The organism is Paludisphaera rhizosphaerae (assembly GCF_011065895.1).
Taxonomy (GTDB): Bacteria; Planctomycetota; Planctomycetia; order Isosphaerales; family Isosphaeraceae; genus Paludisphaera; species Paludisphaera rhizosphaerae.
In genome coordinates, this window is record NZ_JAALCR010000051.1 from 19,290 (window position 1) to 31,857 (window position 12,568).

12 protein-coding genes are annotated in these 12,568 nt (G+C 66.3%); 11 read left to right on the plus strand and 1 reads right to left on the minus strand.

Translation table 11 applies throughout. The annotated features are described in order from the left end of the window. The first annotated feature begins 15 nt into the window (after window positions 1–15). Window positions 16–1,686 carry a reverse transcriptase family protein gene (locus tag G5C50_RS30620; RefSeq protein ID WP_165075516.1) on the plus strand — a complete coding sequence of 557 codons (1,671 nt, stop codon included), beginning with the start codon at window positions 16–18 and terminating at the stop codon, window positions 1,684–1,686. A 544-nt stretch (window positions 1,687–2,230) separates the two neighbouring features. Here the strand turns inward: G5C50_RS30620 and G5C50_RS30625 are convergent. Further along, window positions 2,231–4,087, minus strand: a complete 1,857-nt coding sequence (locus G5C50_RS30625; RefSeq protein ID WP_165075519.1) for a M61 family metallopeptidase — start codon at window positions 4,085–4,087, stop codon at window positions 2,231–2,233. Between the two features lie 186 nt (window positions 4,088–4,273). Here G5C50_RS30625 and G5C50_RS30630 point away from each other — a divergent pair, with 186 nt between their 5' ends. From G5C50_RS30630 to G5C50_RS30675, 10 genes are all read left to right on the plus strand, one after another. Next, window positions 4,274–4,861, plus strand: coding sequence for a TetR/AcrR family transcriptional regulator (locus tag G5C50_RS30630; protein WP_165075522.1), 588 nt, complete (start codon window positions 4,274–4,276; stop codon window positions 4,859–4,861). 103 nt (window positions 4,862–4,964) lie between these two features. Then, window positions 4,965–5,507, plus strand: a complete 543-nt coding sequence (locus G5C50_RS30635; RefSeq protein ID WP_165075524.1) for a carboxymuconolactone decarboxylase family protein — start codon at window positions 4,965–4,967, stop codon at window positions 5,505–5,507. 89 nt (window positions 5,508–5,596) lie between these two features. Next, window positions 5,597–6,496, plus strand: a complete 900-nt coding sequence (locus G5C50_RS30640; protein ID WP_165075527.1) for an alpha/beta fold hydrolase — start codon at window positions 5,597–5,599, stop codon at window positions 6,494–6,496. Window positions 6,497–6,498: 2 nt separating this feature from the next. Further along, complete coding sequence (locus G5C50_RS30645; RefSeq protein WP_165075530.1) at window positions 6,499–7,125, plus strand: pyridoxamine 5'-phosphate oxidase family protein; 627 nt, start codon at window positions 6,499–6,501, stop codon at window positions 7,123–7,125. Window positions 7,126–7,158: 33 nt separating this feature from the next. Then, window positions 7,159–7,743 (plus strand): DinB family protein, encoded by a 585-nt coding sequence (locus G5C50_RS30650; RefSeq protein WP_165075533.1) that lies wholly within the window; start codon window positions 7,159–7,161, stop codon window positions 7,741–7,743. Between the two features lie 121 nt (window positions 7,744–7,864). Then, the gene (locus tag G5C50_RS30655) at window positions 7,865–9,052 is read left to right on the plus strand and encodes a XylR family transcriptional regulator (RefSeq protein WP_206107927.1); all 1,188 of its coding nucleotides are present in this window, start codon (window positions 7,865–7,867) and stop codon (window positions 9,050–9,052) included. A 777-nt stretch (window positions 9,053–9,829) separates the two neighbouring features. Beyond that, on the plus strand, window positions 9,830–10,903 hold the full coding sequence (locus G5C50_RS30660; protein ID WP_165075535.1) for a DUF1559 domain-containing protein: 1,074 nt from the start codon (window positions 9,830–9,832) through the stop codon (window positions 10,901–10,903). Between the two features lie 25 nt (window positions 10,904–10,928). Then, a complete protein-coding gene (locus G5C50_RS30665; protein WP_165075538.1) occupies window positions 10,929–11,144 on the plus strand; it encodes a hypothetical protein in 216 nt (71 codons plus the stop codon). 158 nt (window positions 11,145–11,302) lie between these two features. After that, the gene (locus G5C50_RS30670; RefSeq protein ID WP_165075540.1) at window positions 11,303–11,722 is read left to right on the plus strand and encodes a VOC family protein; all 420 of its coding nucleotides are present in this window, start codon (window positions 11,303–11,305) and stop codon (window positions 11,720–11,722) included. Window positions 11,723–11,854: 132 nt separating this feature from the next. Next, the gene (locus G5C50_RS30675) at window positions 11,855–12,379 is read left to right on the plus strand and encodes a hypothetical protein (protein WP_165075542.1); all 525 of its coding nucleotides are present in this window, start codon (window positions 11,855–11,857) and stop codon (window positions 12,377–12,379) included. The last annotated feature ends 189 nt before the right edge of the window (window positions 12,380–12,568 follow it).

Genomic DNA, 12,568 nt, shown 5'->3' on the forward strand with positions numbered 1-12,568 from the left:
GGACGGCCGCAACTCATGAGCATCTGGCAACGCTTCCTGCAGTTCATCTTCGGCGAACGCAGTTTCCGCCCCGCCGAGCCGCCCCCGACGTTCTCGCCGGCTGTTCCACCATCCCTCGCCGAACGCCCCACGACGGCCGAGGCGCCCAGGCTGACCATCCCCGAGGCGTCGGCCGACCCCGACTTCGCGGCTGACGCGGGAACGCACAAGGACGGCCAGCCCAAGCTTGCCGGCAAGGCGGTCGACCCGCTCGACGCCGGCGCCTATCTGCCGATCTCCCGCGAGGAGATCAAGCGCGAGGCGAAGGGGAAGAACCTCTTCAACAACTTTGCGTTCGGCAACCGCAGCATCATCCCGCCGGCCGACGACCTCCGTACCAAGCTGATCGACCGCGCGATGGTCACGCACGGCCTGCTCTCGCCCGAGCAACTGCACGAGATCCACGCCGTCGGCGCGCGGATGGACGAGCTGAGGCCGACGATGGCGGCCGTTGAGCACAAGGCGGCCAAGGCGGGGGAGGCGGCCGTCGAGGCTGATCGCGAGGCCCGCGCCCGGCTCAAGGCCCAGAAGAAGGCCGAAGCGATCGAGCGCAAGCGGCTCCGGGCCGAGGGGATCGCCTACCGCAGGGCGACGGACATCGTCTTCCTCGGCCGGGGCGTCAGCGGCCGGCTGGGCGACCGGACGTGCGACGCCTCGAAGCTCGAAGCGGCCGACCTCCCCGTCATCGCCACGCCGACCGAGCTGGCCGCGGCACTCGGCGTCTCGGTCCCCAGGCTGAGGTGGCTCGCCTTCCACAACGAGGCGGCCACACGCGTCCATTACGTTCAGTTCACCGTCCCCAAGAAGTCGGGCGGAACCAGAACCCTCAGCGCCCCGCACCGGAGCCTGGCCGAGGCCCAGGACTGGATCTTCCGCGAGATCCTCGCCAGGCTGCCGGTCGAGCCCCCGGCCCACGGGTTCGTGACCGGCCGGAGCATCCTCACCAACGCCTCGCCCCACTGCGGCAAGCGGATCGTGGTGAACATGGACCTGGAGGGCTTCTTCCCGAGCATCGGCTTCGCCCGCGTCCGGTCGGTCTTCCAACGGCTGGGCTACTCGCCGGCCGCGGCCACCATCCTCGGCCTGCTCTGCACCGAGTCCCCCCGCCGGTCGGTCGTGTACGACGGCGTCGCCTACCACGTCGCCACCGGACCTCGCGGGCTCCCCCAGGGGGCCTCCACCAGCCCGGCCCTCTCGAACCAGGTCGCTCGTCGGTTGGACCGCCGGCTCAGTGGCCTCAGCACGCGGCTGGGGCTGGCCTACACTCGCTACGCCGACGACCTGACCTTCTCGGGCGACGAGGCGTTCGAGGGCCGCGTCGGCTATCTGATGGCCCGGGTCCGGCATTTCGCCGCCGAGGAGGGTTTCGCGGTCAACGAGGCCAAGAGCCGGATCCTCCGCCAGGGGACCGCCCAGACGGTCACCGGCCTGGTGGTCAACGATCGCCCGGGCGTCCGCCGCGAGGAAGTCCGCCGGCTCCGGGCGATCCTCCACCGCGCCCGGACCGAAGGGCTCGAAGCCCAGAACCGCGAGGGCCGCCCCGACTTCCTCGCCTGGCTCCGCGGCAAGATCGCCTTCGTCGCGATGGCCCGGCCCGAGACGGGAGCCCTTCTCAAGGCCGAGCTGGAGGCCCTGCTCGCCGGATAGGAGCGGGATGGAGATGATCGCGCGTTCGACTTTCCGGGGGGGTGATTATCCGACGCTATCTCGGCGGTCTCGAATCAACGTCTTTCCCCCTGGAAGACAGACCGCCAGCGGCAATACTGTTCGGCACGACTTGCATATAAGCCATCGGAGGCGATTGCCTCCCTTCTCCCCTGGTGGGAGAAGGTGCCCCGTAGGGGCGGATGAGGGGGGTCATAACCGTCGGCGGACGTTGGGAGCCCCCTCATCCGGCCTTCGGCCACCTTCTCCCACCAGGGGAGAAGGGAGGTTTCCATCGCTTCTTCTGAAGCTCAATTCCCGTGCCGAACAGTATTGCCGCCAGCGGTCAGATGAGGGGGAACGACCGGCGTTGTTCGTGAATCCGGGGGGTCGCTTTCAAGGCGTCGCCGATCCCCCCTCATCCGGCCCTGCGGGCCACCTTCCCCCGCGAGGGGGGAAGGCCGTTATGGTCGCCACTCCTGAAGAAGTGGCGGGTCGTCAGCCTGGTGGGAGAGGTAGGGGCCGGGCTCGGATCTCGATAAACGCCTCACTCGCCCAGCCACGACTTGCGGTGGGCTTTCTGGGCGTCGTCGGCGTCGGGGAGGAGTTCCAGGGTCCAGTCGCGGGGGGGCTCCTGGCCGAAGGCGACTTCCAGGCGCTGGAAGCGGTCGCGGCGGGCGATCAGGACCGAGACCTTGTCGCCGGGCTTGAAGGTTTCGATCCGCTTGTTCCATTGGCCGGCGGGGATGCGGTCCTCGCCGATGCCCAGGATCTCGTCGCCGACGTTGAATCCGGCTTCGAAGCCGGGCGTGTCGCGCTTGATCTGGCTGACCATCAGCCGGCCTTCCTCGTTCTTGGTCGTCAGGCCTAGCCATGCCTTGGCGCCTTTGTCGTCATCCTTCTTATCCTTGTCGTTCTTGGCGGGGCGGTCCTTGGAGAACCGCAGCCCCAGCCAGGAGCAAGCTTCGGCGTAGTCAAGTTCGTCGGTCGACCGAAGGGCGCGGCGGAAGAAGTCCGAGAGATCCACGCCGGCGACCTCGGCGGCCGTCTTCTGGAACTCCTCGGGCGTGTATCCGCGCTCGCCGGAGTAGCGGGAGTAGGCCAGGCGCATCACGTCGTCGAGCGACTTCGCGCCGTTGGTGGCTCTGCGGATCTTGCCGTCGAGGAGGAAGGCGACGACGGCCCCCTTGACGTAATAGCTGATCTGGGTGTTGGCCGTGTTCTCGTCGCGGCGGTAGAACTTGATCCAGGCGTCGTAAGACGATTCCTCCAGCGGCTGGACCAGTCGGCCGGGGGTCGTCTGCAACCGCTCCACGTCGTTGATCGTGCGATCCTCGCCAGCGGAAGGCGGGTCGCCGGCCAGATACTCGGCCGTCGTGCAGAGCCCGGCGCGGCGGACGATGAGGCGGTCGTAATAGCTGGTGATCCCCTCGGCGACCCACAGGCTCGGGGTGTGGACCTCGTTCTCGTAGTCGAACGGGCCTAGCTCGACCGGCCGCAGCCGCTTGACGTTCCAGGTGTGGAAGAACTCGTGGGCGACGAGGTTCAGCCAGGCGAGATAGCTGGGCCGGGTGCGGGTCGCCCACCGGCTGGCCATCAGCACGGTCGAATTCTTGTGCTCCAGGCCGCCGCCGGCCTCGCCCAGGATGTTGAAGAAGACGTAGCGGTCATAGGGGATCACGCCCCAGAACGCCTTCTCCGCGCGGACGATCGCCTCCACGTCCTTCGCGGATCTCGGCCCGTCCCACAGGCCCCCTTCGCCCTCGTTGACCAGCACGTGCGGCACGCCGTCCACGGAGAACTCGTAGACCGCCGCGCTGCCGGCGTAGATCGGGCTGTCGACGAGCGTGTCATAGTCGGCGGCGACGTAATGGTTGGGCTTGCCGCCGGGGCCGCTCGGCAGGCCGCTGATGCTGCACTTCCAGCCGGCGGCGGGGTCGACGACGACCTCGTGCGGCCGGGCCACGCCGTCGGCCAGGGTCATGAACGTGGCGGCGCCCTGGAGCATGGCGAAGGACGAGTCGATCCAGTTCGACTGGACGGCCATCGTCCGGCCGTAGATCTTGTACGTCGCCACGACCTCGGCCGCGCCGCCGGTCATGATCTTCCAGCGGTTCTTGCGGCTCTTGACCGTCTCCAGCGGCGTCCCGTCCGGCTTCTTGGCGACGAAGTCCTCCACCTTGCCGGCGTACTCGCGGACGAGGTACGAGCCCGGCGTCCAGACCGGCATCATCAGCTCGATCTCGGCCTTGCCGGCGGTCGGGAACCGGGCCTCGACCTGCACGTAGTGCGTCTGAGGCGCAGGGAAACGAACGGCGAAGCGGATCGGCTCCGCCGCCGGGGCATTGGTCGTCGTCATGAACCACCCGAGAAACAAGATCGACGGCGCCAGGCGCCGATTCATCCAGGACATTCCCACCTCGCTGTCGTTCCGGTCGTCTCCCCAGGCGGCCGAGACCGCAGGCGTTGCGATTCTAACGCCCCGCAAGGGCCCGCGGGAACACTCCGGCGAGACCTCAGGTCGCCGTCGAGGGGCGTTCATCGGAGGAAACCGCTTGACATTGAACAGACCTGTCTGTATTATCCTGCCATGGGACGCACGAAGACCACCACATCCGAGGCGCGGCGACGCATCGTCGAGACGGCCGATCGGCTCTTCTACGAGGAGGGCGTTCGGGCCGTCGGGATCGATCGGGTCATCGCCGAGGCTGGCGTGGCGAAGGCGACCCTGTACGCCCACTTCCCGTCCAAGGACGACCTGATCCTGGCCGTGCTGGAGCATCGGGAAGCGTGCGTCACGGAGTTCTTCCGCGAGGCGATGGAGCGCCACAGTCGAAATCGCAAGACGAAGACGCCGTTGCAGGCGTTCTTCGCCGCCCTCGGCGAGTGGATCGAGTCGCCCGGATACCGCGGCTGCGCCTTCCAGAACGCCGCCATCGAACTGGCGAATCCGGAGCATCCCGGCGCCCAGTACGCCCGCGGCTACAAGCGGCGTTTCGGCGAGTTCCTCCGCGGCCTTATCGAGCAATCGGTCGGCCCGGAGGGAGCGAAGCTCGCCCCCGCCATCGGCCTGCTGGTGGAAGGCGCCATCGTGACGGCCGCGATTGAAGGACGGCCGAACGCGGCCTTCGTGGCTCGCGACGCCGCCCTGAAACTCCTGGCTGAGCAGGGGACGTGACCCTTCTCTTTTTTTGCGAAGAATGCGAACAGACCTGTCTGTATTGTTCGAGTGAAGGCCGCTGGTTTGGCGGCCTCGCCCGGCGAATCCAAGGAGCCCGAAGATGGAACGCATCACCCCGGTCGACCCCCAGGCTGTTGAAGGCAAGGCGAAGGACCTGCTGGACGCCGTGAAGGCGAAGCTGGGTCTCGTCCCGAACATGACCCGCGCGATGGCCGTTTCGCCGTCGGTCCTGGAGGCTTACCTGGGATTCAGCGGCGCCCTCGGCCACGGCGTCCTGCCGCCCAGGGTCCGCGAGCGGCTCGCGCTGGGCGTGGGAGAGGCGAACCACTGCGATTACTGCCTCTCGGCCCATTCGCTGCTTGGCAAGAAGGCCGGTTTGACCGAGGATGACGTCCTCGAGAGCCGTCGCGGCGAGTCCGCCGATCCGAAGGTCGACGCCTTGCTGAAGTTCGCCCGAACGATCGTGGCGAAGCGGGGCGTCGTCGACGACGCGGACGTCGCCGCCGTTCGGGACGCTGGCTACGGCGACGCGGAGATCGCCGAGATCGTGGCCCACGTCGCGCTGAACGTCTTCACCAACTACTTCAACAACGTCGCCGGCACGACCATCGACTTCCCCAAAGCCCCGGCCCTCCCAGCTTGAGCGTCGACGATTCATGCGGCCCGCCTCGGCGAGTGCGGGCCGCAACATACGGACCCGCCCGCGTGGAACCCAACACGTAAGGACTTCCCATGAGCGACTCGACGAAGACGAAGCACGGGACGGTGAAGGTCGGCGATCTCGACGTGTTCTACCGGGAGGCCGGCCCCCGGGACGCCCCGGCGGTCTTGCTGCTGCACGGGTTCCCCACCAGCTCGCAGATGTTCCGCAACCTCATCCCCGCCCTGGCGGAAGAGTATCGCGTCATCGCCCCGGACTATCCCGGCTACGGGTACAGCTCGATGCCCTCGCACGACGCGTTCGCCTACACTTTCGACAATCTGGCGGAGGTGATCGACGCCTTCACCGAACAGGTCGGCCTGACGAAGTACGCTCTTTACGTGCAGGACTACGGCGCTCCGATCGGTTATCGGCTCGCCTCGCGGCATCCGGAGCGGGTGACGGCCATCGTGGTTCAGAACGGCAACGCCTATGACGAGGGCCTCGACAACGACTTCTGGAAGTCGATCAAGGCGTACTGGGCTGACCCGAGCAGCCAGGAGAAGCGAGAGGCCCTCCGCGGCCTCCTCACCTACGACGCCACGAAGTGGCAGTACACGCACGGCGTGCCCAACCCTGAACGGGTCGCACCCGACGGCGCGGCGCATGACCAGTTTCTGCTCGACCGACCGGGGAACGACGAGATCCAGCTCGACATGTTCCTCAGCTACGGCAGCAACCCGCCCCTCTATCCGGGCTGGCAGGAGTATTTCCGGACGCACCAACCGCCGATGCTGATCGCCTGGGGGAAGAACGACCAGATCTTCCCGCCCGCCGGCGCCGAACCGTACAAACGGGACCTCAAGACGCTGGAATACCACCTTCTCGACGCGGGGCACTTCGCCCTGGAATCGGTCGGCGATGAGATCGCCGCTTTGATGCGCGACTTCCTCGGCCGGTACGTATCGGATGCGCAAGATCGAGGTATCTAAGCATGCGAGACTATCCCAGCGACGTCGCCTTCACCCCGGCGGTGAAGGCGATCCAGGAGCGGAAGGGCTCGCGGCGGGGCTACGCCCGGATGGAGCAGAACAAGGGCTGGGAGACGACCATCTCCGAAGGATTGGAGGGGTTCCTCGCCGGGCTCGACATGTTCTACCTGGGCACCGCCTCCGCCGACGGACAGCCCTACATTCAGTACCGGGGCGGCCCGCCGGGCTTCCTGAAGGTGCTGGACGAGAAGACGCTCGCCTTCGCCGACTTCGGCGGCAACCGACAGTACATCACGTTGGGCAACCTCGCGGAGAATCCCCGGGCGTTCATTTTCTTGATGGACTATGTCGAGAGACGACGCGTTAAGGTTTGGGGGACCGCGCGGGTCGTCGAGGACGACCAGGCGCTGCTGGACCGCCTCCGCGACCCAAGCTATTCCGGCGTCGTGGAGCGGGCGATCGTCTTCACGGTGGAAGCCTGGGACGTGAACTGCCCGCAGCACATCCACCAACGGTTCCTCATGCGGGAGGTGCAGCCCGTCGTCGAGCGTCTTCAAGATCGGATCCGTGAACTGGAACGACAACTGGCGGAGCGGGAGGCGCCTGGACCGGACGGGGGCCCAACGTGACTCCTCCGCCGACGCAGTCGGAGAGGAGCCCCCATGCACTACGATTTCACCGCGATACCCGACTCCGAGATCCCGCCAGCGGCTGAGCTGCTCTTTCAGCATGTCGTGACGACCTACGTCAGCGAGGCCAACAAGACGGCCAGCATGTGGCGAGCGGTCCCGGACGGCCTCCTCGATTTCAGGCCGCACCCGAAGACCAACACAATCCGCATGATCCTGGCCCACCAGCTTCTCTCGGAGCGTCGCTTCTTCGCCCAGTTCGTGGGAACGGAAGAACCAGACGTCGAGGAACTCCTCCCAGCGGACGAGAATCCCACCGCGCAGGCGTACATCGACAAGTACGTCTGGCTTGTGAAGCGACGCCTGCCGCAGTTGGCGGCGGCCACGTCGAGCTGGTGGTTGGAGAGTCGCCCTTTCTTCGGCGGCCTGGCACGAGAGCGGACCTGGATCTTCTGGCGACGCGTTCTGCACACCTGCCACCACCGGACCCAGGTCCAGGCCTGGCTCCGAATGGCCGGCCACGAACCAGTCCCGGCGATCTACGGGCCCTCGGGCGACGTAAAATGGGATGAGGCCGACCCGACCTATTCCCTCGAGGCTGCGCGGAGGGGCGGTTGATTTAGAAATATTCAGGCGCTTGCATGCGGGGACGGCCCGTCTCAAAATAGGGATTGGTCTCACGATCGACGCATTTCGCCGCGATCGAGGCCGTCGCCGCAAGTTCCTCTCCTGAATCGTCATGGCCAAACGATCTCGCGTCGCGTTGATTATCGAGACGTCCTCGTCCTACGGCCGTCGGATTCTTCGCGGGATCAGGAGGTATGCGCACTCTCATCACTCCTGGTCGATCTTCCTGGAGCAGCGCGACCTGTCCAGGGAGCCGCCCCCCTGGATCAAGACCTGGGACGGCGACGGGATCATGTCGCGGATCACCACCGCGGCGATGGTCGAGGACGCGCGCCGGCTGGGAATCCCGCTGATCGACCTGACCGACCGCCACGAAACCCTGGCGTCTCACCAGGTCTGGTCGGACGACGCGGCCATCGCCAGGCTCGGCGCTGAGCACCTCATCGAGCGAGGGTTCCGGAACTTCGGCTTCTGCGGCTTCTCCCAGGAGACCTGGTCCAGCCGGCGTCGCGACCGGTTCATCGAGGCGGTCCGGCAGGCCGGCTCGGAGTGCCAGATCTACGAGTCTCCCTGGTTCGGCCGCGACGCGCATCCGTGGGAAGATGAGCAGAAGCAGATCATGGCCTGGCTGAACGCCCTCCCCAAACCTGTGGGGGTCATGACCTGCAACGACTATCGCGGGCAGCACGTGCTCGACGCCTGCGCCCGACTCGGTCTGGCCGTGCCTGAGGAGGTCGCCGTCGTCGGGGTGGACGACGAGGAGGAGCTTTGCGAACTCTGCGAGCCCCCCTTGTCCAGCGTCGTCCCCAACGCGGAGATGGTCGGCTACGAGGCCGCCAACCTCCTCAATCGCCTCATGTCCGGCAGCCAGGATTTCGAGTCGCGCCTGGAGGTCGCACCCATCGGGGTCGTCACCCGCCAGTCGACCGACGTCCTGGCGATCGACGACCCCGAGATCGCCGCCGCGGTCCGCTACATCCGCGAGAACGCCTGCCGCGGGGCGAAGGTCGAGGACATCCTCGACGCCGTCCCCATCTCCCGAAGCATCCTTGAGCGGCGGTTTCGCAAATACCTGGGCCAGTCGCCCCAGGCCCTGATCCGCCAGGCCCGCCTGAAGCGAGTCAAGCAACTCCTGGTCGACACCGACTTCACGCTGGCCAAGATCAGCTCCCTGGCCGGTTTTCGTCACCAGGAGCACATGTGCGTGCTCTTCAAGAAGGAGTTCGGCGACTCCCCCGGCGCGTACCGCCGCAAGGCCCAGGGAGCCGGCCCTTTCGTCAATCCCTCAACTCGCACGTAAAGGCGATCAATCGCCGTATTCTTACGCGATTTTCGGTCGCACGACTCGCTCTCGAAGGCGATTGTCACCGATCCGAGCCGCTGCTTCTATTCGCGTCTCCGACCGCGTCGGAGCCTCGCAGACGTGCGATTCCGAGCCCGCGTCACGGCCGTAAAGCCCCGCCGTACCCCTCTCAAGGCGTCGCCAACCCACTCCAAGGGACCTGGGCCTGGCCGCAAAGGGAATTAAAGTAAATCCGTCCGTCTTCATTGACGATGCGGCGGCGGGGGACCAGAATAACATAAGTAGGTCGTGCGATGGAGATGACCATATAAGTTAGTCGGTCGATTTCCGGGTGAAGGAGTCGTCTCACCACCAAAGCGAGTGGCATGGTCCCGTTATGGGAATCATGTCACGTTCGTCCAGCGTGCGAGCTTCGACTTGAAGCCGCCGAGCAAAGTGCGAGGGCGAGAGGAAGACGTTCTGCCCCGATCGAGACAGCTGGCTCATCGGATCAAACCGACGCCGGTTTTCAGCGTCGGCGCATGCGCCGCTCAAATCGTCTGGCCTTCTACGCCGATCGCGTTCTATCTGTGACTTGATCTAACTCCTCACCCGTATCGTATCGCCTGCGCGAGCGAGCCTGGTGACTGAGTCGGAACTTCCCACGTCCATGGGAAGCCGATGGTTCGTCGCGCTGTCGAGCGAGCCCTGACGCATGGTCCCGTAAGACCGCTCGGGCCGCCGGAGTCGATCACTCTCATTTCCATCCATCCGTCAGCCAAGGAGTTCGCAATCATGATTCCCACGAAGCGTCGCGGTTTCACACTTATCGAGCTGCTGGTGGTGATCGCGATCATCGCGGTCCTCATCGCCTTGCTGCTGCCGGCCGTCCAGGCGGCTCGTGAGGCGGCTCGTCGGGCGCAGTGCGTCAATAATCTGAAGCAGATCGGCCTGGGGATGCACAACTACCACAGCGCCAACAACAGCTTCCCGATGGGGCAGACGATCGGCCCCAAGAGCAGCCCCACGGACGCCATGGCGAGCTGGGCCGGCTGGAGCGCCACGGCCCTGATGCTGCCGTTCATGGAGCAGCAGGCGATGTACAGCTCGTGCAACTTCCAGTGGTCGGTCGACCCCTACGGCGACCTCTGCTATTACTTCAATAGCACGGTGGCCAACAGCAAGGTCGCCATCTTCCTGTGCCCGTCCGACGGCAACGTGGGCCAGCCGAACATCAACAACTACTTCGCCTCGGTGGGGACGACGGCCAACGCCCTGCACAGCGGCTGCGGCGGCGGCTGGAACCCGGCGTGCAAGGGGACCGGAAGCACGGGCGTCTTCACGCTCTTCCTGTCGTACGACATCGGCTCGATCACCGACGGCACGGCCAACACGATCGCCTACTCCGAGTCGCTGGTCGGCAAGGCCAACGTGGGCAACGCTTACCGCGGCAACAGCACTCGCGGCGTGACCGATCCGGGCGTTGGTTCCTTGTTCGACGCCTCGTCGAACCCGACCCTGACCAACCAGGGGCTCCAGGCCTGCGCCGCGGCGTTCAACAGCAATACGAACATCTCCACCAACAAGGGTCAGCTCTGGTGCTTCGGCGCCCGCGGCTACGGGATGTTCTCGACGATCCAGACCCCCAACGACAACAAGTACAAGTTCGGCACGTGCCAGTTCGGCTGTGCCAACTGCGGCCTGGACGTGGCCTGGGCCATCGACGCCCAGAGCAACCACTCCGGCGGCGTCAACACCCTCATGGGCGACGGTTCCGTCCGGTTCGTCAAGGACTCGGTCTCCCAGCAGACCTGGTGGGCCCTCGGCACCCGAGCCAACGGCGAAGTCGTCAGCTCGGACAGCTACTGATCCACCTGAACCAGGAGCCCCAGCCATGCGAACGATCCGAATCCTGATGGTCCCCGCCGCCGCCCTGCTGTTCTCTGGGGCGATCCTGGCCCTGCCCGGCTGCGGCGGAACCGACGATACGCCCATCAGCATCAACATCGAAGAGGCCAAGGCCGAAGGCCAGGCCCGGGCCGATTACGCCAAGACCGAGAAAAAGGCCCCTGTGCACAAGTTTGGCGTCGGCAGCGACCCTCGCGGCTGAGACGCCTTCCAAGAATCGCCAAATCGCCTCAACGGCGGCCGTTCCCCCGAACGTCCGCCGTTTTTTTGCGCGCGCCGACGGATCTTCCCGCGAAGACCGTAATGTGGTCGGGCCGGTTCCCAACCACTTTTCGATCGACGGGAAGGAGCGATCAGGTGATGCGGATCGAAGGCATTCTGGAGACGGCCCTTTACGTGGCCGACGTGCAACGCGCCGCGGACTTCTACCGCCGGCTGTTCGGCTTCCCCACGCTGTTGGAGTCGGAGCGGCTGATCGCCCTGAACGTGGCGGGAAGGAGCGTGCTTCTCCTCTTCCAGGCCGGCGGAACGTCGGAGCCGTTCGCCGTCCCCGGCGGCGGGGGCGTCATCCCTCCCCACGGCGGCTCCCCGGGCGGCTACCACTTCGCCTTCGCGATCGCCGCCGAGGACGTCGAGCCCTGGCGCGCCCGCCTCGAATCCGAGGGCGTCCCCGTTGAGAGCGTCGTGACCTGGCCCACCGGCGCGATCAGCGTCTACTTCCGCGACCCCGACGACAACCTCGCCGAACTGATCACCGGCGGATTCTGGAAAATGGACTGAACCTTGCACGCAGCTCCCTTCTGATCGCTCCCGTCGACAACTTGGTTATATGCGGAGCCTGCGGCGTCTATACTGCATGGGTAAGACGGGTCGTTCACTTCGCAGGATCGAGCATCAGCAGAGGAGACATCCATGTCGAGGAAAGCGTTGATCGCGCTGGGCGTTCTGGGTCTGGCGGGCGCCGTTGGTGAGGCCTCGGCCCAGGCGGTGGGTACGTCGCCGGCTCCGACGGTCTCAGTGCCGGCAGTCGGGGGTTCGGGAGTCGTCACCGGCGCGGGCGTCGTGACGTCGACGCCGGCCGTCACGACAGGGACGACGACCGTCGCGCCGGCCGCCGCCGCAACGACCGTGGGGACGCCGGTTACGACGTCCGTGGGTGGGGTGATCGTCGGCCCGACGGTCGTCGGCGGGACGGTGATTGGGTCGTCCGCGCCGATCGTCTGGGGAGCGCCGGCGGGTTCGCAGGTGGGACCGATCCACGCCTACAGCTATTACGTCGAGTTCCCGAACCCGGCGCGGACGTACGTCCCGTACGCCTCGTGGGATACGTTCACGTACCAGGGGCAGGCCTACGGCCACGCCTACGACCGTTGGACGTGGTCGGCGATGTCGAACGCCTCGCCGGGCCTGGGGCGGTACTACCAGATCCTGCACTGAGCGACAGGTACGGGACGGTTCACATCACCTGAGACAGGACTGTTGCGAATCGTCCCCTCTCCCGCCGGGAGAGGGCAGCCGCGCAGCGGCGGGTGAGGGTCGCGGGATTTCGGAGGGTGTGTGGGGCTCGCGGACCCTGGAGCCAAACGATGCGTACAGGTCCGACGACCCTCACCCGGCCCTGCGGGC